The organism is Streptosporangium sp. NPDC006930, assembly GCF_040635605.1.
Taxonomy (GTDB): Bacteria; Actinomycetota; Actinomycetes; order Streptosporangiales; family Streptosporangiaceae; genus Streptosporangium.
Genome location: NZ_JBEYID010000008.1, coordinates 157,903 through 177,305, shown reverse-complemented (window position 1 = coordinate 177,305; position 19,403 = coordinate 157,903). Strand labels below are relative to the sequence as shown.

The window sequence follows — 19,403 nt, the reverse complement described above, 5'->3', positions numbered from 1 at the left end:
TGCGGGAGGAGGAGGGCGCTTTGCCGCGTTCCCCACGTGCGGAACGGGCACGATGTCGGCCGGTGGATCAAGGTGACTGATCAACACCCTCTAAGTGCCGGTGTCACACTATTCTACGTAGCGTCGACAGGTTCTCCCGATCAACGAAGAGGCGTCAGTGACCGCCCCCGCCAATGAAACGCTCACGCTCCTCCTCATCGAGGACGACGCGGGCGACGCCTTCCTCGTGGAGGAGCTGCTCAGCCAGGCGGACAACCCCCCCAAGATCATTTGGGTGCGCAGCCTGGCCGAGAGCCTGGAGCGCCTCACCGAGGACGTGCGATGCGTGCTCGTCGATCTCTCCCTGCCCGACGCGACCGGTCTTGAGGCACTGGAGCAGGTGCTGTCGATGGCACCGCACGCCGCCGTGCTCGTGCTGACCGGTCTGAACGACACCCACGTCGGCGTGGAGGCCGTCGCCGCCGGCGCCCAGGATTTCCTGGTCAAGCAGGATGTGGAGGCCCGCCTGCTGGCGCGGGCGATCCGCTACTCGATAGAGCGCAAGCGCGCCGACCTGGCCCAGCGCAAGCTGGTCCAGGCCGAGCTGCTCACCAAGGAGAACTCCCGCCTCGAACGCGGGCTGCTGCCGGTCCCGCTGCTCACCACCAAGGTCCTGGACCACCACGCCCGCTACCTGCCAGGACGCAGGCGCGCCCTTCTCGCCGGTGACTTCTGGGACACCGTGCAGAGTCCCGACGGCGCCGTCCACGTGGTGGTCGGCGACGTGTGCGGGCACGGCCCCGACGAGGCCGCGCTGGGGGTCGCGCTCAGGATCGCCTGGCGGACCCTGGTCCTGGCCGGGCACACCGGCAACGAGTTGCTCACCACCCTGGAGTCGGTGCTCCGCCTTGAGCGCAAGTCCGCGGAGATCTTCACCACCCTGTGCATCGCCACGATCGACCCCACGCTCAGCACCGCGCGGATGCACGTGGTCGGCCACCCGCCGCCGCTGCTCATCCGCGACGGCGAGATCGGCGTGGTGCCCGGTACCCCCTCGGGACCTCCGCTGGGGATCTTCCAGGGCATCGAGTGGTCGGAGATCGACGTCGAGCTCGGCGACGACTGGTCGATGCTGCTCTACACCGACGGCCTGATCGAGGCCACCGTGGGCGGCGGACCCGACCTGCTCGGCACCGAGGGCCTGCTCAGGCTCGTCCAGGAGCAGGGCGGGATCGAGCTCGACCGCCTCATCGAGCGCGTCGTCGAGCTGAACCGCGACGCGCTCAGTGACGACCTGGCGACCGTGCTCATCTCCAGGAACGGAAAACGATGACCGGCCGTTCCGCCCGTTCGAGTCCGCACCCCCTCCCCGCGTTCACCCCCGGCCGCGGGTTCGCGAACCTGCCGGTCGGACGCTGGTTCGCGTTCGCCGGGGTGGGCGTCGCGCTGGTCTTCATGATCTCGGCCGCCGTCACGGTCAACGCGATCGAGGAGACGCGGGAGGCGAAGGAGGCGCTGGTCGACGTCGTCGACCCGGCGGCGCTGCGCCTGCTGGAGATCTCCAACACACTGACCTCGCAGGAGAGCTCGGTACGGGCCTACGGCAGGACCAACGAGGAGATCTCCCTCCAGGAGTACCGCAAGGCGATCACCGCGGAGGAGGCCGCGCTGGACACCCTCACCGCGCTGCTCCCCCGGATGCCGGAGCGGCAGGCGGTCGGCGCCGAGGTGGACGGGCTGAAGGCCGCGGGAGACGCCTGGCGGCGCGACTACGCAGAGAAGGTCATCGCCGCCGTGCCGACCCTCAAGACCGACGCGGCCCGGCAGAACGCCTCCGTCAACGCCACCCGCTTCAACGAGGTCCGCCAGTCCCTCGCGGTGCTCCAAAGACACCTGAACCAGCTGCACGACGTCGGTGTCGTACGGCTCGAGACCGGCTGGCAGGCCCTCTACGCCGCGCTCCTCGGGGTGGCCGCGGCACTCGTCGTGGCCGGGATCATCGCGGTGCTCATCGTGCGGTACGCGGTGCTCCGCCCGCTGGCGGAGCTGAACCAGCAGGTCCGCGCGGTCGCCCAGGGAGACTTCGACCACAGGCTCAAGGTCGAGCGCCCCGCCGAGCTGTCGGAGCTGTCGGGCCACGTCGACGCGATGCGCCGCCGCATCCTCGCCGAGTGGCGCCTGTCCTCGGAGACGCAGCGCAAGCTGGAGGACCAGGCCGCGGAGCTGAAGCGCTCCAACGGCGAGCTCGAGCAGTTCGCCTACGTGGCCAGCCACGACCTGCAGGAGCCGCTGCGCAAGGTCGCCAGCTTCACCCAGATGCTGGACCAGCGCTACAGCGACCAGCTCGACGATCGCGCCAAGCAGTACATCGCCTTCGCCGTCGACGGCGCCAAACGCATGCAGATGCTCATCAACGACCTGCTCGACTTCTCCCGGGTCGGCAGGATGGGCGGCGAGCGCACCAGGATCGACGCCGCCGTGCCGCTCAAGGCCGCGCTGAACAACCTCGGCGCGACCATCGAGGACAGCGACGCGACGGTGACCCACGACGAGCTGCCCGAGGTGCTCGGCAACCGTGCCCAGCTGACCCAGCTCTTCCAGAACCTCATCGGCAACGCGATCAAGTTCCACTCGCAGGACCCGCCGGTGATCCACATCGGGGTGCGGCGCGACGGGGACATGTGGGAGTTCTCCTGCACCGACAACGGCATCGGCATCGACAGTAAGTACACTGACCGCATCTTCCTGATCTTCCAGCGCCTGCACGGACGGGACGTGTACGCGGGCACGGGCATCGGGCTGGCACTCTGCAAGAAGATCGTCGAATATCACGGTGGCCGCATCTGGGTCGACTCGGAAAACGGGGGAAGCACCCAGAGCGCCGGAACCACCGAAGTCACCGAGCCCGGCGAGAACGTCGAAAAGGCCCCAACACGGGGTACGACCTTCCGCTGGACCCTTCCCACAGGAGATTTGGATGAATGACCTGCGCTGGATAGACGTGCTCCTGGTCGAGGACGACCCGGGCGACGTCCTGCTGACGCGGGAGGCGTTCGAGCTCAACAAGGTCCGCAACAAGCTGCACGTGGTGAACGACGGCGAGCAGGCCATGGCCTTCCTGCGCAAGGAGGGCGACTACGCCGACGCGCCCAGGCCCGACCTGATCCTGCTCGACCTCAACCTGCCCAGGAAAGACGGCAGGGAGGTGCTCCAGGACATAAAGGCCGACGAGAAGCTTCGCGGGATCCCGGTGGTCGTGCTCACCACGTCGGAGTCCGAGGAGGACATCCTGCGCAGCTACAACCTGCACGCCAACGCCTACGTCTCCAAGCCGGTCGACTTCGACCAGTTCATCAGCGTGGTCCGGCGGATCGACGACTTCTTCGTGACCGTCGTCAAACTGCCCAACTCCACCCAGCACTACTGACGGCCCGCGAGGGCGCGGGCGGGGGATGAGGTCAGGGGTTGTCCTTTCGCCACATCTGTGCCTCCCGTCCGCCGAGACCTTCCCGTGATCGTCCACCTCGTGAGATGTCGCAGGCGAGACACCCTTGGCAGGCGAACGTGACAGGAATCACACCGGGGTAGTGAAATTGTGAGAGACCCCTTGCACACAACCCCTGAGGTCCGTCGTAACGTATCCCCCACCAATATGCGCGCGCACGTGTGAGCCCGGCGCGACGATGGCCCGGACGCGCGGCACAACTGATACAACCCGGACACCTGGGCGAGCGGGGTCCGCGGGAGGTGGAGAGGTCTCAATGACCCAGACAACGGCCGAGAGCCCGGCCAGAAGGCAACGTGCGCAGATCAAGGAGCGCACTCTGCGAACGGACCAGTGGTGGCGCTATCCGCTGGTCACTTTCATCATCTTCACGGCATTCCTCGTCTACGCCACGTGGGCGATCTTCGATACAAGCTACTTCGTGTCGCCGTACCACGCGCCGTTCGCGTCGCCCTGTCTGGCGACGAGCTGTCCGCCGGGCGCACGCCTGTTCGGCCTCGCGCCCTTCGGCGACTGGTACACCCTGCCTCCCGGCCTGCTCATCCTCGGCCTTCCCGCGGGCTTCCGCTTCACCTGCTACTACTACCGCAAGGCCTACTACCGAGGGTTCTGGCTCTCACCCCCGGCCTGCGGGGTGAACGAGCCGCACAGCAAGTACACCGGTGAGTCGCGCTTCCCGCTCATCCTGCAGAACGTCCACCGCTACTTCTTCTACGCGGCCATCGTCATCGGCCTCGTCCTCGCGCACGACGCGGTGAAGTCGCTGATCGAGAGGCCCGGCGGTCTGGGCACCTGGATCCTGATCGTCAACGCGGTGCTGATCAACCTGTACACCCTGTCGTGCCACTCCTGCCGGCACATCACGGCCGGGCGCCTGAACCACTTCTCCAAGCACCCGATCCGTTACCGGGCATGGGGATTCGTCTCCAAGCTCAACGCCAAGCACTCGCAGCTCGCGCTGATCTCCATGTTCTCCGTCATGGGCGCCGACCTGTACGTGCGCCTGGTCGCCAAGGGCATCATCGCCTTCCCGTTCGCATAAGGATCACCTGTGGAAATCGAGCGTCACGAATACGACGTCGTCGTCATCGGCGCCGGCGGTGCGGGGCTGCGGGCGGCCATCGAGGCCCGCCAGCAGGGCAAGCGGACGGCGATCGTCTGCAAGTCCCTGTTCGGCAAGGCGCACACGGTCATGGCCGAGGGCGGCGCGGCCGCCGCGATGGGCAATGTCAACAGCGACGACAGCTGGATGGTGCACTTCCGCGACACCATGCGCGGCGGCAAGTTCCTCAACAACTGGAGGATGGCCGAACTGCACGCCAAGGAGTCCCCCGACCGGGTCTGGGAGCTGGAGGCGTGGGGCGCGCTGTTCGACCGCACCAAGGACGGCAAGATCAGCCAGCGTAACTTCGGCGGGCACGAATATCCTCGGCTCGCGCACGTCGGCGACCGCACGGGCCTGGAGCTGATCCGCACCCTGCAGCAGCGGGTGGTCGCGCTCCAGCAGGAGGACGAGAAGACCCACGGCGACGCCGAGGCGTACATCAAGGTCTTCCAGGAGTGCACGGTCACCCGCCTGCTCAAGGAGACGGGTCCCGGCGGGAGCGGCGCGATCTCCGGGGCCTTCGGCTACTGGCGGGAGAACGGCAAGCTCATCCTGTTCGACGCCCCCGCGATCGTGCTCGCCACCGGCGGCATCGGCAAGTCGTACGTGGTCACGTCCAACTCGTGGGAGTACACCGGCGACGGCCACGCGCTCGCCCTGCTCGCCGGCGCGAAGCTGATCAACATGGAGTTCATCCAGTTCCATCCCACCGGGATGGTCTGGCCGCCCTCGGTCAGGGGCATCCTCGTCACCGAGTCCGTCCGCGGTGACGGCGGGGTGCTGAGAAACTCCGAGGGCAAGCGCTTCATGTTCGACTACATCCCGGACGTGTTCAAGGACAAGTACGCCACCACCGAGGAGGAGGGCGACCGCTGGTACACCGACCAGGCGAACAACCGCCGCCCTCCGGAGCTGCTCCCCCGCGACGAGGTCGCGCGGGCCATCAACTCCGAGGTGAAGGCGGGCCGCGGGTCACCCCAGGGCGGCGTCTATCTCGACGTCTCCACCCGTCTCCCGGCCGCCGAGATCGTCAAGCGGCTGCCGTCGATGCACCACCAGTTCAAGGAGCTGGCGGACGTCGACATCACCAAGGAGGCGATGCAGGTCGGCCCGACGTGCCACTACATCATGGGCGGCGTCGAGGTCGACGCCGACACCGGTGCGGCGGACGTGCCCGGCCTGTTCGCGGCCGGTGAGGTCTCCGGCGGCATGCACGGCTCCAACCGGCTGGGCGGCAACTCGCTGTCGGACCTGCTGGTGTTCGGCCGCCGCGCGGGCGCCGGAGCGGCCTCGTACGTGGACGGTCTCGCGGCCCGGCCGGCGATCTCCGATGAGGCCGTGGCCGAGGCGAGCGCGGAGGCTCTCGCCCCGCTGGAGCGCACGGGCGAGAACCCGTACGAGGTCCACCACGAGCTGCAGCGGACGATGAACGAGCTGGTCGGCATCATCCGCAAGGCCGAGGAGGTCTCCGAGGCGCTGGAGGCGGTGGAGAAGCTCAAGGAGCGGGCCCAGGGCGTCGGCGCGGCGGGCAACCGCATCTACAACCCGGGCTGGCACCTCGCCCTCGACCTGCGCAACATGCTCCTGGTCTCGGAGTGCGTCGCGAAGGCGGCGCTGCTGCGCCAGGAGAGCCGCGGCGGTCACACCCGCGACGACTTCCCCGGCATGTCGCCCGAGTGGCGGGCCAAGATCCTGCGCTGTGCCCTCACCCCGGACGCCTCCGGCATCACGGTGGAGGAGAAGGTGCAGCCTCCGATGCGGGACGACCTCATCACGCTGTTCGACCGGGACGAGCTGAAGAAGTACATCACCGAGGAAGAGCTGGCCGCCTTTGACGCGCTGGCCAAGGAGTAACCATGAGTTACAAGGCGAAGTTCCGCGTCTGGCGGGGCGAGGGCGGCGAGGGCAAGCTTGAGGACTTCACGGTCGAGGTGAACGAGGGCGAGGTCGTCCTCGACATCATCCACAGGCTTCAGGCCACTCAGGCTCCCGACCTCGCCGTCCGCTGGAACTGCAAGGCCGGCAAGTGCGGCTCGTGCTCGATGGAGATCAACGGCAAGCCGAAGCTGGGCTGCATGACCCGGATGTCCACCTTCTCCGAGGAGGAGACGATCACCGTGACGCCCATGCGGACGTTCCCGGTGATCAAGGACCTCGTCACGGACGTGTCGTTCAACTACCAGAAGGCCAGGGAGATCCCGTCCTTCACCCCTCCGGCCGACGTGAAGCCGGGCGAGTACCGCATGCAGCAGATCGACGTCGAGCGGTCCCAGGAGTTCCGCAAGTGCATCGAGTGCTTCATGTGCAACAACGTCTGTCACGTCATCCGCGACCACGAGGAGAACAAGACCAACTTCGCCGGTCCGCGCTTCCTGATGCGGATCGCCGAGCTGGACATGCACCCGTACGACGTGGCCGACCGCAAGGACTCCGCCCAGGAGGAGCACGGTCTCGGCTACTGCAACATCACCAAGTGCTGCACCGAGGTCTGCCCCGAGCACATCAAGATCACTGACAACGCGCTGATCCCCATGAAGGAGCGCGTCGTCGACCGGAAGTACGACCCGCTGGTCTGGCTCGGCAACAAGATCTTCAAGCGTTCCAGCTCGAAGACCTGACCTTCCCGCGTCTCACGGCGCCGTCCACGGGCTCTCCCGGGGGCGGCGCCGTTCGCGCTTTGTTGAGCAGGGCCTTCGTACGGGCTCTCCCGGCCGCTTTCAGCCGTCTCCAGGAGCCTCGTACGGGCTCCTGGAGGCCTCACTCCCGCCACAGCCGCCGGGTCTGCTTCCGCATGACGTCGTCGGCGCGGACGGCGAAGTCGTGAATGACCGTCAGCTCCGCGTCGCTGTAGTCCGCGGCGAGATCGGCGTAGGCCCTGTTGAGGTCCGCCAGGATCTCCTGCAGCGCGAGGTAGGGGCCCTCACGCACCAGCTCGACGAGGACACGGCGCCGGTCGACGGCATCCCGGCCGCGGCGCACGTACCCCGCTCTCTGCAGGCGGTCCACGACCGCGGTGATCGCGCCACCGCGTGTCAGCCCCAGCCGTACGGCGAGGTCGTGAGGGGTGAGAGGGCCTTCCTTGTCGAGGAGGGCCAGGCAGTTGAAGTCGGTCACGTTGATTCCGGCCCGGCCTGCCACGCCGACGTGGAACAGCACCGAGCGCATCGCCGTCAGGCGTCCCTGATCGGACACGGCCGTGATCATCTCTTTGCGGGCTTCCGGCTCCGTTGACACGGCGCCCCCTCTTTCCGTTCTCTCCAAAACAGAGAGACTCCAAATCAGAGAGTCTCTCTCATGCGACAAAGAGTGGCCGACCCTCCAGCAGGAGGATGCCCGCTCCTCCTGCCCAAACCGGCTCGCCCCTATCACGTCGAAACCGAATCATCTTCGGCATCGTCCCGAGCGCGGCCTTCCTGGACAACGCGCCGCTGTCTTAGCCCCCGGCCGCGCCGCCCTGCCTGCTGCTGCCGGCCGCGTCCACGACCGAGCGGCGGACGGCACAGGCCGTGGACGCGCTCGGAAGGGCGGGGCGGGTCAGGTGGAGCGGCGGAAGAGACCGCGCTTCTTCTTGCCGGAGTCCTTGCCGGAGGACTTGCCGGTCTCCTGGCCGGGAATCGGATAGATCGCCGTCGAGGCGGGACCGGCGGGAGGCCGCTCGCCCCCGGTCGACTGGTCGCCGCCAGGACGCGCCTCACCGGGGCCGCCCTCGCCCGGACCCTGACCGGGACCGTCCTGAGGCTGGGGTCCGAAAGTCATGACCTCGCCCTTCGACCCGCCCAGGTCGCCCTGCGGCTCCCGCCCCAGGGGCGGGAGGCCGTCCTGAGGGCCGTCATTGAGGGGCCGGTCCTGCGAGGGGACCTGGCCGGGAGCGTCATCGGTAACGGCCGGCCGGAAGTCGTCCAGCGGGTCGTCGCCCGGCCTGCTCCTGGCTGGCTCCTGCGGGAACGGCGCACCGGGGAACTCCGGCGCCCCCTGCGGGAGGCGTCCCTCACGGGAGTCCTGGCCGGGGTGCGGGGTGCCCTGGAAGGCCGCCGCGCCGCCCTGAGGCGTCGGGCCGTCCTGGAGCGTCGGGCCGTAAGGCGACTGCCCGGGGGGCACGGGATACACCTGGCCGGTCCGCGGGTCGTACGGGGCACCGTGGCCGGTGGCCGGGTGCTGCTCGTGGCCGGGCGCGGGCATGTACGCCGTCGTCTGGTCGTACCCGTGGGGATACTGCTCGGGGGTGTAGCCCTCCGGGTAGACCGGGGCGTACATCTGCATGGGCACGAAGCTGATGATCGGCGCGTAGGCCGTACCGCCCTGGTAGGGGCCGGCGGCGGCGTAACCGGGACCGCCGGGGTAGGCCATCGGGTCCATGCCGCGCGGACCGGCCCTGCGGATCGCCGCCGCGTGGGCCATGCGGCGCAGCCTGCCCTCGAAGATCAGCACGGCGAACAGCACCAGCAGCACCAGGATGAGCGCCGGGATGCCGAGCTGACGGCTCAGCGTGGCCCCGTCGAACTCGGAACCCGCGTTGCGGATCTCGTACACGGAGGTGCCCGAGGAGCTCTGGTCGAGCGTGGCCGTGTCGGACGGCGTGGGCTCTGCGGCGGGAAGCTGCTGGTTCGGCTCAGGGGTGGTCTGCGGGAACTGGGGTTCGTTGTTCTCCGAGTTCTCCGGCGTGTTGGCCTCGGCGGTCGGGACCACCGGGGGCGGATCCTGGACCGGCGGCGGCGCGACCGCCGTCTCCTGCGGAGGCGGAGGCGGAGGGGCGGCCGTGGTCTTCGTGGGCTTGGGCTTCGGCGACGCCGGGACGGTTATCGTGGTCGTCACGGTCTCCTGCGGCACCTCGGGATCCTCGGTGACCGTGACGGTGACGACCGGCGTGGGCTCCTCACAGGGGCCCGCGGGATCGACGTCACACCCCTCGACCTGCGAGGGCTCGATGACCATCGTCCTGACGGTCGCGCCGGCCGCGGAGGATCCGGTAAGCGGCGCCAAAGTGAGCAGGACGGCGCCGCTGAGTCCGACGGACATCGCGACGGCGGAGAACGCTGCCCTGCGCCGTGCTCGCGTCACCGGTGTCCTCCGTGCAATCAACCATGAACACGCCAAAGAAATACTAGTCGGGCAAAAATAACAGTAATCCGCGTTTTACAAAACGTGTCGCGACCGACGACGCCGCTGGATCCTCCGCTGCAGCCACAGAAGGCCCAGCAACGTCCCCACCCCCGCACCTACCGCCGGGAGACCCGTCGCTCCTGTCAGTAGCGGGCTTGACTCGGAGACCGGCTGGACCTGACCGCTCGGGCCGTCGAGATCCTGCGGCAGGGGCGCCCCCTGCGGACCCGAATCCTGTGAGACGGGCACCTGCGCGGCGGGAAAGGGACCCGCCTGCGGCAGCTGGAGACCGTTCGCGAGCCCCGGCATCTGGCCCGCCCCCGCCATGCCCATCGAGATCGGCGGCGTCATGGCCCCCGGTACGCCCGGCTGGATGCCCGGCGTCTGCGGCCCGCCCGGCTGCTGCCCCACTCCCGGCCCGCCGGGAGCCATGGGGCCGCCCACCGGCCCGCCGGGACCCTGCTGCGGCACGCCGGGCTGCCCCGCCATCCCCGGTTGCCCGATCCCCGGGTATCCGGGAGGCATCGGCTGCCCCATGCCCTGCCCGGGCACGGCGGGCTGTCCGATCCCCGGGTATCCGGGAGGCATCGGCCCGACCATCGGCCGACGCGATCCCGGGCCACCGGCCGTCTTCTTCCCGTTTCCCGGGTAGCCGGGATAGAGGGGACCCATCTGCTCCAGGCCCGGTCCCATCTGCGGGAGAACCGGCTGGCCGGGTCCCATCTGCGGCACCCCGGGCAGCCCGACCGTCTGCCGGCCGGGACCCGTCTGCCGCAGGAGAGCCTGCGGGTTCACTCCCTGCTCGCGCGCACCGGGCCGACCGGCCGCGTGCCGCTGCCCGCGCACCTTCCGCCCGGCCGCCTTGCGGCCCGTCTGGGCACCCGTGGCCGAGTGGTTCCTACCGTTCTGCCCTTGGATGGCGGGGGGCTCGGGCGCTCCCGCCGGCGGTATGGCGGCCGCTCCCTGACCTGGTGCCGCTCCCCGACCCGGCACCGCCGCACCGGCCTCCGGCGCGGCACCCTGAGCCGCGGCGCCCGGAACCGCGGCGCCGTCCGGAAGCCGTGTTCCCTCCTGCGGACGACCGGGAGAGAGCGGGGCCGCATGACGGTCGGGAGGCAGCGGGGCCGCGGGACGACCGGGAGGAAGCGGGGCTGCCGAGCCACCGGGAGGCAGCGGGGCCGCGGGGCGACCGGGAACCTCCCCGTCAGGGACCCGGGCGGGAGCCACCGGAGACCCGGCCTCCCCACGCCCGCCCGGCACCGTGCCCCGCGTCTCGTGGGAGGCCGCCGGGCCTCCCGTCGCTCCCGGGGCGCCGGGAAGCGCGCGCGTCAGCGGGTTCACGGGCACCCCGGCTCCCCGCGACGTTCCCTGATCGGCGGGAGCCCCGGCGGCGTTCGCTCCCGCGCCAGGACCCGAGACGGGCGGCGCGACGAACGCTTTCCCGGCAAGATCGAGAAGGAACGCCGACATGCGCTGTTCGGCCCTCTGCGCCTCCGAGACACGGGGTGCACCCAATGGGGCCTCCCCGGACTCCTCGGCCGTCTGGGGCACCTTGAGGACCATGCTGGCGGCACCTGGAGCTCCCACACCGCCGCGGGGCTCGGCGGGCCTCGACTCCCGCGTGACGCGGGCGTGCTCCAGCGTCTCCGGCACCTCGGCGGCATCCCCGCCTCGCCGCATCACCGCGTCCGTGCTCTTGATCGTGTTCTGGGCCCGCTGGCTCACCATCTTGCCGTCGGGGCCGCTCATCCGGGCCAGGGCGGACACCGTGAGATCACGCGGGCGCTCCGGCAGGGCGAGCAGCACGTCGACGGAGCCGCCCTCGGCAGGCAGGGCTCCGACCATGCACACCCCCGCCCCCTTCGGGAGGGGCGTCGACGACCTGGTCTCCTCGGGGCACTCGATGCCCCTGAGCGCCTCGGCGGGGGTCGTCAGGACCGCGAGCCGGGCGTCGGTGCCCGGCCCCCGCAGCCGGATCCGGTAGCGGATCACCTGCTCGGCGCCGCTCCCCCGTGCCCACGCATCCGAATCGGCCACGGTGGTCAGGTCGAGAGGCGACGGGGCCGACTCGTCCATCTGAACGGCGTACACCCCCGAGGCTCCGAGGACGAGTACTCCCGCTCCGACCGCTGACACGAACCCAGCACCACGCCACCTTACGGTCACCGCATATCTCCGTTCCCCGGGTACGGACACGCGACATCGCCACGTCCAGTAGCAGTTATGTCACGCTGCGGAGTTGATCAATCCTTATTGAACCGACCTTGCCCATCGTTGAGGCGACCTTGTACCGCCCGGACGATTGGAAGGTCCGCGGGGAGCCACGCCACGTCGTAGAGCTCGCTCTCGGCCAGCCAGCGCAGGTCCAGATGCTCCTTCGCCTCGGGCCTGCCCTCGGCGACCACCGCGAACCAGACCCGCAGGACGTAGCCGCCGGCGAGCGCCCAGTCGCCCCCGACGCGCTCGCCCACCTCGATCAGCACGCCGAGCTCCTCCTGGCACTCCCTGACCAGTGCCGTGTGCTCGTCCTCGCCGGGATCGACCTTCCCTCCCGGCAACTCCCACCCTCCGGCCAACTCTGGAGGATCGGCCCGCTGGGCGGCGAGCAGTCTCCCGTCGCCGTCGACGATGGCGGCGCCCACAACGACCTTTTCCATGGCACCCGATTCTGTCAGCCCTGCTCCCGTGTCTTGAGTTGCGCGAGAACCTGGGGGTGTCGCAGCGGCCGGGTGAACCCCACGATTCCGGTGCGTTCCCGGTAGGTGGTGACCTTGATCGGCCCGCACAACCGGCACCTCGCCTCGACCATCTTGCCCGGGGAGACCACCAGCCCCACGTGGCCGGGACGGTCCGGGCCCGTTCCAGGACCGGAGTTGAAGAAGACGAGGTCTCCGGCCTGCTCCTCCCCCGCGGGAACCTCCACTCCGAACGGCCACTGGCCGAACGTGGTGCGCGGGATGGTCAGGCCGGCACTCCGGTAGGCCATGTAGATGATCCCCGAGCAGTCGTAGCCCGCGGGACCCGTACCGCCCCAGATGTAGGGCTTGCCGCGCTGGGCGAGCGCGTACTCCAGGATCGCGGCCACCGTGCTCGTCGGCGCCGCCTCCAGCATGGGCTCGTCACAGTTCTCGTCCGCCTCGGGCGGTACGGTGACCTCTCCGTCCTTGGCGTACTTTTTGGCGATCTCCATCACCTGGTCGACGTACCACCAGGCGCGGTTGTAGACGAACAGCGAACGTCGCACGTCCTCCGGCGCGCCGTTCCGCTTCAGCATCTTCGCCGCGCCTAGGATGGCGTCCGCCGGGTTGTACACGTCGGCCCAGCCGTCTCCGTCGCCGTCGGAGGCGTAGCCGTTGAACGTGGACGGGATCTTGATCTTGGCCTTGCCGCCCCATGTGCTGATGAGAAACTGCATCGGCCCGGCCGCGCCCGCGTAGTTGGTGCCGCTGCGCACACCGGGGAGCGTGGAGCGTCCGTGGTTGGTCTCGCGCTTGCCGACCCCGGCGAGCACATTCCACTGCACGCCGACCTTTTTGCCGTGCTCGCGATACAGCTTCAGATACTCCTCGGGGATGTCGGACGTCGCGGTCTCCGACTGGTCCTCCGCCGCCCCGCCGGTGTCTCCGCACTCAGGCTGCTGCGCCGCGCCACCGGTGATCGACGGGAAGGAGGGGAACCCGCTGATCATCATCATCGGCGCCATGATCAGCGTGATCAGACAGAGCGCGGCGACTCCGAGGATCAGCGCGAGGCGGAGGTGCTTGTTGTTCCTCATGCCACCTTGCCGCCCATCTCATCCCGCCGGTACGCGGCCCCGCCCGCTCGCTCCCATCCGTACGCGATCTCGCCGCTCATCCGGTCCCGCCGGTGGCGCCGCTCTCGACGGGCTGATCGTCCCCCTCCTGGCCGGAGTCCGCGGGCTGGAGATCGTGGACCCGCCATTCCGCACCGGCCTGGATGAGCGTGACGGCGTACTCCGCGGTCCTCTCGTTCGCCCCGCTCCTCGCCGTGACGTTCTGGGTGCCCACGACCACGAAGGTCACCGAGGCGCTGTCGATCTGCCGGATCCCCTTGACCCGCGCCGTACCGATCGACACGATCTCGTCGGCCTTGTTCGCCTCGACGGTGCCCGGTGAGGTGACGGTCCGCAGCAGCGTCCCCGAGAACTCCGCCGTGACGTACCCCTTGAGGCGGTCGCCGTAGACCGCCGGGTCCTCGTCGTAGCTGAACGTGCCGTACTCGGCGGTGAAACGCTGCGCGTAGTCGGCCGCCGCGGCCAGCTCCTGCTTGGTCATCGGCAGGTAGGAGTAGACGTCGAAGGGCGCGTCACTCGCCGTCGCCGCCGGACGGGCCGGCTCCTCGGCCGCCTCCTGCCCCGACGCCACCGTACGGGTGACACCGGCCGGCTGCCCCGGCCCCCCCTCGGTGTCCGGCCACATGGTCAGGTAGACGCCGACAACGGCGAGTATCACGACCAGCACCGCGAAGACGGCTCCCCGCCGACTGCCTCCCTCGACCACTGTCAGTCCTTGTCGCGGTTGGAGGAACGCAGCCAGAACGGCGGCGGCTCACCGGCCTCCCCGCCGCGCTCCACCCGCCGGGTGATCCAGAGCGGGGGCGCCTCGGACGACCTGCCTCCGGAGTCGCGGTTCCGCGAACCACCGGAGCCCCGGGAGCCGCCGAAGATGCTCCCGCCCGACCCCGAGCCTCCCGACCCCGAGGAGCCGCGGGAGGAACCTCCGCCGTTACGCGATCCCGAGCCTGAGCCGCCCCGCGAGGAGCCGGATCCCGAGGACCCTCGGGAAGAACCGCCGCCGCCGAAGATGCTCCCGCCGGAACGACCGCCACCGCCCGAGGAGCCCGAGGAACCGGACGACCTGCCGGGCGCGGGCGCCGAGGGCCGCACCGCGGGGGCGGAGGAACCCGACGACCTGCCCGCCGAAGAGGGTCGGCCGCCCGAGCCTCCCTGCGGAGCCCAGCCGCCGGAACGGCCGCCGAACCAGCCTCCCGAGGAGCCCGTCCCTCCCGAGCCGCGTCCCGAGGAGCCTCCGGACCTGGTCGGAGGCGCGCTGCCTCCCGTACCGGCCCCGGAGAGGTTGAGCGGCGGCGCCGCGCCGGTGCGGGCCGCGGTGACCGGCCTGCCGGTGCCCTTGCGCCTGCCCGCGGCCTGGGCGTCGGTGTCGAGCGGCGCCGGTTGGGCGCCGGTCGGCACCCGGGTGCCCGACGGCGTGTTCGGCGTGGCACCACCCTCCTCGCCACGCACCCTGCCCTGGGCGACCGCTGCCGCCGCAGCCGCGCCGACCGAGGCTCCGCCGACCATCGCCGCCGCCTGCAGCACCGGCTCGGCCTTGCGCATCCCCCACCGGCCCGCCCTGACCGCCGCGACCGGCGGCAGCGCGGACGCCGCCCGCTGCAGGGTCGGCGCGGACGCCGCGTCGCCGAGCATCCGGGTGGTGAGCGTGTGCCCGTCCATGGACGAGAACAGGTGCTGGAACGGTCTCCGGTAGAAGAACACCGCGATCGTGAGGATCGCCATGAACATCACCTGCATGCCCCACGGCATCGCCGTGGACATGATCAGGGCGTAGCCGTAGACGAGCACGCCGAGGACGAGGGCGAGCACCGCCTGTCTGAGCAGGGTGCCGATCAGCATCTCCACCCAGCGCATGGCGATGATCCGCCCGGATCCCGGATGGACGCCGATCAGCAGGAAGACCGGCGCGAGGATGAGCAACAGCAGGAACCCGACCTTGAGCACCAGCAGCGAGACCGCCACCAGGAAGATCAGCAGTCCCGCGACCACCGCGGCCATGAAGGCGCCGATCGCGACCCCCAGGCGGTTCGTCCAGTCCTTGCCCTGGAAGAGGGGGAAGTACGGCGTGTTCTGCAGCTTGTCGGCGATCTCCGTCTCGTATCGCGCCTGGTGGGAGTTCGCCTCCGGCACCTGCTGGGCCTTCATCTCGGCCGCGTCGATCGTCTGGATCTCCAGCAGCTTGGCGCCGAATATCTTGATGATGGGGGCGTCGGGGTCGGCCGTGCCGAACTGGCCCATCAGCCACGGCTTGCAGACCAGCGTGGACCAGAGCGCGTCGGCGTTCTGCTCGACGCCGGGCACGCCGCTCTGCCCGTATCCGCCGCCCTGAACCTGCGGGTTCGCCTCACCCGGTGCGGGCAGGCAGGAGGTCCCGCCCGCGCCGGGCAGCCCGGCGAAGGCGGAGTTGACCACCTCGCCGGTCTTGTCCGTGACGATCTTGCCCATCCCCGTGAGGTCGCCGGGGCGGCTGAAGAACCAGACGGCCACCGTGACCGCGAGGACCATCCAGATGACACCCTCGGCGGTGGTGGTGGCGCGTTTGCGGATCAGCCCGTACCAGGCGAGCCAGATGGCGCCGAGGATCACCAGCGGCCGCAGGTACGGCCAGTACATGGCGTCGGCCAGACGGACCACGATGTCGTCGACGACGTTCTTGATCGATTCCAGCGGGCCCTCGGTGGCCGCCGCCTGGTAGGTCGTGATGGTCAACCGGTCCAGCGCCTTCGCCCACAGGAAGACCGTGTTCGCCATCGCGTTGCCCATCACGGCCGCGATGTCGTCGCAGCCGAGCAGGTGGGTGTGCCAGAACTGGCCGCTCATGCCGTACGTCGCGTAGTTGCCCTGGGCCGCCGGGGGCTGTGCCGCGGGGGCGCCCGTCGCGGGCGGGTCGGGAAGCGGCGGCTGGATCAGGCCGTCCACGCCTCCGGCGACGATGTCGGGTGACAGGTCGGGAGACATGTCACAGGGAGCCGCGGCGACGGCCGTGGACGTGTCGCCGGGGAACGCCAGCGGCAGCGCGAGGAAGGCGGCGAGCACGACCAGCCCGATCGCGATCCGCCTGCCCAGCCGTCCCCTGCGGGAACCCGCGCGGGAGCCCGATGTGCCTCGGACCTCACGAAGCCCACGGACCTCACGAAGCCCGCGAATCCCACGGAGACCGCGGAACTCACGGACCTCACGAAGCCCGCGGAGACCCTTCGGCCCTCCGAGTGGCCGTCTCCCGCGAAAGCCATCGAATCCCTTAAGGGAGCCTTTCATGACCGCACCTCCAGCGCCGCAGCCCCCGGCCTACCGACTCTGTCGCCCCCAGGAAGATCATGCACTTTCTCGTCGGGTTTGTCGTGGGTCGGATTCGTGTCGAGCCAGCGCAGCAGCTCGTCCGAGATCAGGTCCACCCCGATACGGCCCGCGCGACCGTCCAGATCCCGGAAGACGCATTCACCGTTACCGAGCGAGCGCAGCACCGCCTTGTGCTCCTCGGAGGGCTCGACCCCGAGCAGCGCCATCACGTGCTCCACCTCGACCCGTTCCGTGGAGCGGAAGGCGAAGACCGACGACAGACAGTTCGTCACCTGCTCACTCAGCAGGTCTCCGGCGTTCTGCGAGACCAGGACCAGCGCCGTGTTGCGGGAGCGGCCCATCCGGCTGACCTCGGGCACCAGCTTGGCCCCCTCGGGGGTGGAGGTGATCGCCCACGCCTCGTCCAGGAAGATCGCCTTGGGCGTCCGCCGGTCCAGGCCGTTCATCAGACCCCGCGCGAACTGCGCGACGAGATAGAGCAGCGCCACCGACAGCCTCTGCTCGTAGGAGTAGTCGTCGCGACCGGTGGAGGCGTCGGGCAGCGTCAGGCCGCCCAGGGTGAAGACCGTGGTCCACCCCTCGGTGTCGATCTGGTCGCCGCCCGAGGGGTCGAAGCAGAGCCTGGCCAGATGCATGTCCGACATGGAGCGGAGCACCGCGCCCAGGTTCTTGGAGGCGGCGTCCTCGGTCTGCTCAAGGAAGTCGACGACCTTGCCCAGCGACGGGTCATGGCCGTTGGAGACCGCGGCGACCGCCTGGATCATCGCCGACTCGCGTTCCTCCGACATGCGAGGCAGCAGCAGACGCAGGGTCTCGGTGGCCATCGTCTTCTTGGCCGCCAGGTCGTCACCGAACGAGAACGGGTCAAGCAGGCCCGGGGCCGCCGACCCGAGCGGGATGATCCGCGCCTTCCTGCCCCGCTTCTGCAGCAGCTGCACCAGCGACTCGGCGTCGCCCTTGGGGTCGATCACCGCGACCGTCACCCCGCGCAGCGCCATCTGGTAGATCATCAGCAGCGCGAGCGTGGTCTTGCCTCCACCGGGCTCGCCGGTGATGGCGATCGCCGTCGGCCGGTTGCGCGTCGCCGCGACCAGCGGGTCGAAGTGCACGATGCTGCGCGCCCTGCCCAAAGTCTCCCCGACGTACGGGCCCATCCAGCCGGAGCCGCCCTCGTCCGTCCGGTCGCCCAGGTCGACGGTGGCGGTGGCCATGCCGCCCGCGATGGTGCGCAGCGGCTGCCGCTGCGCGTAGGCGTTCACCCGGACCCGCTCTCCCGGCAGCGTCTCGCAGAACAGCGAGAACTGGTCGCCGGTGGAGTTGACGATGTCGATGCCCATGTCGCGGTAGTGCTCCACGACCGCCTCGACCCGCTGCACGCAGATCTCCTCGGTCGGGGCCGACACGATCAGGCGGTGCCAGCCGTACACGAACGGCAGACGCTCCTTGGTGATGCCGTGTTCCAGCATCCTGGCCGCGTCGATCTGCTCGGCGAGGGCGAGTGGCGCCTCGGCGCCCGCCTCACGGATGTGGATGTCCATGTCACGGGCGTGGGCGAGCTTGCGCGCGACGTCCTTGCTCGCCTTGACCGGCGGGATCAGCCGCATCCTCGAACTGATCTCCACGGGGAAGGGCAGCTGGTCGGCGAAGTGCATCCAGGGCTCGCCGTCGGGGAAGGGCATGAGGTCGGGGAAGCGGGCGAAGGACATGTGCGCGACGTAGGAGTCGCCCTGCGGCTGCTCGATCCGCAGCAGCGCCCTGCCGTTGTGGATCTGCCCCTCGACGAGGGACTCGATCTCCCCCTGTCCCCACCGGCGCTTGGGGCTGGCCGAGGCCGGGGGGTCACCGAGGGAACCGGTCGTGGCGTGCTGGAACAGCCAGGCGAGCTCGACGGAGGTGGCGTGCCTGGCGTACAGCGCGCTCGCGGACAGCGCCCTGCCCAGCCGCTCCGCCTGCTCGGACCACTTGGCGATCTCCGCCTTGGGGACGTGGTCGTCCTCGATGCCCAGGGCCTTCTCACTGCGCTGGTAGAAACCGAAGAGCTGCGCGAGGACCCCGGTGCCCAGCTGCCGCCCGCGCGTGCCGAGCCGCACGCCGAGATAGACCTCCTTTGTCCAGAAGTCCTTGGCCCAGACGTGGCGATACATGTCCTCCAGGTAGTCGCGCCAGCCCGGTCCCTCGTCGGAGGTGGCGTTCAGCGCCATCGCCCACTCGGCGGCGGGATAGGTGCGGTGCGCCACCCGCAGGTGGACCTCGGCGTCGGGCATGCGGATGGCGGCGAGCGCGATCGTGATGTTGGTGGCGAGCGCCTCCCGCTCCTCGGGGGTGATGAACTCGTAGCTCACGGTGGGAAGCCTGAAATAGGCCCAGACCGACGAGTCGGTCAGCAAAATCCGATCGTCGAAGTATCGGACGGCGAGGCGGCTGCGCGCCTGGGAGGCGCGGCTCACGGCCCCTCCTCCATCGCGCGCGCGGCCCTGCCTCCGCGGCCTCCGGACCCCTCGCCGATCCGGATTCCACGGCGTCCGCTCATCCGGACCCCGGCCTGCCCGCTCACCACCCGCACCTCGTCTCGCCCGCTCACCGCATCTCCTCGCGCCCGG

At 69.9% G+C, this 19,403-nt stretch carries 15 protein-coding genes; 6 read left to right on the top strand and 9 right to left on the bottom strand.

Annotation, left to right across the window (positions count from 1 at the left end; all coding sequences use genetic code 11):
- Positions 1-157: 157 nt before the first annotated feature.
- From ABZ664_RS16665 to ABZ664_RS16640, 6 genes are all read left to right on the top strand, one after another.
- Complete coding sequence (locus ABZ664_RS16665; protein WP_362509670.1) at positions 158-1,312, top strand: SpoIIE family protein phosphatase; 1,155 nt, start codon at positions 158-160, stop codon at positions 1,310-1,312.
- Positions 1,309-2,964, top strand: coding sequence for an ATP-binding protein (locus ABZ664_RS16660; protein ID WP_362509667.1), 1,656 nt, complete (start codon positions 1,309-1,311; stop codon positions 2,962-2,964). Before ABZ664_RS16665 ends, ABZ664_RS16660 begins: the two co-directional genes overlap by 4 nt.
- A complete protein-coding gene (locus ABZ664_RS16655; RefSeq protein ID WP_362509664.1) occupies positions 2,957-3,406 on the top strand; it encodes a response regulator in 450 nt (149 codons plus the stop codon). Before ABZ664_RS16660 ends, ABZ664_RS16655 begins: the two co-directional genes overlap by 8 nt.
- 334 nt (positions 3,407-3,740) lie before the next feature.
- Positions 3,741-4,526 carry a hypothetical protein gene (locus tag ABZ664_RS16650; protein ID WP_362509661.1) on the top strand — a complete coding sequence of 262 codons (786 nt, stop codon included), beginning with the start codon at positions 3,741-3,743 and terminating at the stop codon, positions 4,524-4,526.
- Positions 4,527-4,535: 9 nt separating this feature from the next.
- Positions 4,536-6,443 carry a fumarate reductase/succinate dehydrogenase flavoprotein subunit gene (locus tag ABZ664_RS16645; protein ID WP_362509658.1) on the top strand — a complete coding sequence of 636 codons (1,908 nt, stop codon included), beginning with the start codon at positions 4,536-4,538 and terminating at the stop codon, positions 6,441-6,443.
- 2 nt (positions 6,444-6,445) lie between these two features.
- Positions 6,446-7,207 carry a succinate dehydrogenase/fumarate reductase iron-sulfur subunit gene (locus ABZ664_RS16640; RefSeq protein WP_362509656.1) on the top strand — a complete coding sequence of 254 codons (762 nt, stop codon included), beginning with the start codon at positions 6,446-6,448 and terminating at the stop codon, positions 7,205-7,207.
- Between the two features lie 139 nt (positions 7,208-7,346).
- On the opposite strand, the gene ABZ664_RS16635 is transcribed toward ABZ664_RS16640, so the two are convergent.
- From ABZ664_RS16635 to ABZ664_RS16595, 9 genes are all read right to left on the bottom strand, one after another.
- Complete coding sequence (locus ABZ664_RS16635; protein WP_362509653.1) at positions 7,347-7,781, bottom strand: MarR family transcriptional regulator; 435 nt, start codon at positions 7,779-7,781, stop codon at positions 7,347-7,349.
- Positions 7,782-8,123: 342 nt separating this feature from the next.
- On the bottom strand, positions 8,124-9,647 hold the full coding sequence (locus ABZ664_RS16630; protein WP_362509650.1) for a hypothetical protein: 1,524 nt from the start codon (positions 9,645-9,647) through the stop codon (positions 8,124-8,126).
- 75 nt (positions 9,648-9,722) lie between these two features.
- Positions 9,723-11,825 carry a hypothetical protein gene (locus ABZ664_RS16625; RefSeq protein ID WP_362509647.1) on the bottom strand — a complete coding sequence of 701 codons (2,103 nt, stop codon included), beginning with the start codon at positions 11,823-11,825 and terminating at the stop codon, positions 9,723-9,725.
- 107 nt (positions 11,826-11,932) lie between these two features.
- Positions 11,933-12,346: a (deoxy)nucleoside triphosphate pyrophosphohydrolase gene (locus ABZ664_RS16620; protein WP_362509644.1), complete on the bottom strand. Its 414-nt coding sequence runs from the start codon at positions 12,344-12,346 to the stop codon at positions 11,933-11,935.
- Between the two features lie 14 nt (positions 12,347-12,360).
- Positions 12,361-13,464 carry a bifunctional lytic transglycosylase/C40 family peptidase gene (locus tag ABZ664_RS16615; RefSeq protein WP_362509641.1) on the bottom strand — a complete coding sequence of 368 codons (1,104 nt, stop codon included), beginning with the start codon at positions 13,462-13,464 and terminating at the stop codon, positions 12,361-12,363.
- 76 nt (positions 13,465-13,540) lie between these two features.
- Positions 13,541-14,209 (bottom strand): hypothetical protein, encoded by a 669-nt coding sequence (locus tag ABZ664_RS16610; protein WP_362509638.1) that lies wholly within the window; start codon positions 14,207-14,209, stop codon positions 13,541-13,543.
- Between the two features lie 2 nt (positions 14,210-14,211).
- Positions 14,212-16,539, bottom strand: a complete 2,328-nt coding sequence (locus ABZ664_RS16605) for a type IV secretion system protein (RefSeq protein ID WP_362509635.1) — start codon at positions 16,537-16,539, stop codon at positions 14,212-14,214.
- Between the two features lie 218 nt (positions 16,540-16,757).
- The gene (locus ABZ664_RS16600; protein WP_362509632.1) at positions 16,758-19,250 is read right to left on the bottom strand and encodes an ATP-binding protein; all 2,493 of its coding nucleotides are present in this window, start codon (positions 19,248-19,250) and stop codon (positions 16,758-16,760) included.
- The gene (locus ABZ664_RS16595; protein WP_362509629.1) at positions 19,247-19,384 is read right to left on the bottom strand and encodes a hypothetical protein; all 138 of its coding nucleotides are present in this window, start codon (positions 19,382-19,384) and stop codon (positions 19,247-19,249) included. The genes ABZ664_RS16600 and ABZ664_RS16595 overlap by 4 nt, the downstream gene beginning before the upstream one ends.
- Positions 19,385-19,403 lie beyond the last annotated feature (19 nt).

What these genes read in the sequence shown, in the direction of transcription:
- ABZ664_RS16660 (WP_362509667.1), top strand. Translation starts at nt 1,309, where the DNA reads ATGACCGGCCGTTCCGCCCGTTCGAGTCCGCACCCCCTCCCCGCGTTC.
- ABZ664_RS16655 (WP_362509664.1), top strand. Translation starts at nt 2,957, where the DNA reads ATGAATGACCTGCGCTGGATAGACGTGCTCCTGGTCGAGGACGACCCG.
- ABZ664_RS16650 (WP_362509661.1), top strand. Translation starts at nt 3,741, where the DNA reads ATGACCCAGACAACGGCCGAGAGCCCGGCCAGAAGGCAACGTGCGCAG.
- ABZ664_RS16640 (WP_362509656.1), top strand. Translation starts at nt 6,446, where the DNA reads ATGAGTTACAAGGCGAAGTTCCGCGTCTGGCGGGGCGAGGGCGGCGAG.
- ABZ664_RS16620 (WP_362509644.1), bottom strand. Translation starts at nt 12,346, where the DNA reads ATGGAAAAGGTCGTTGTGGGCGCCGCCATCGTCGACGGCGACGGGAGA.
- ABZ664_RS16615 (WP_362509641.1), bottom strand. Translation starts at nt 13,464, where the DNA reads ATGAGGAACAACAAGCACCTCCGCCTCGCGCTGATCCTCGGAGTCGCC.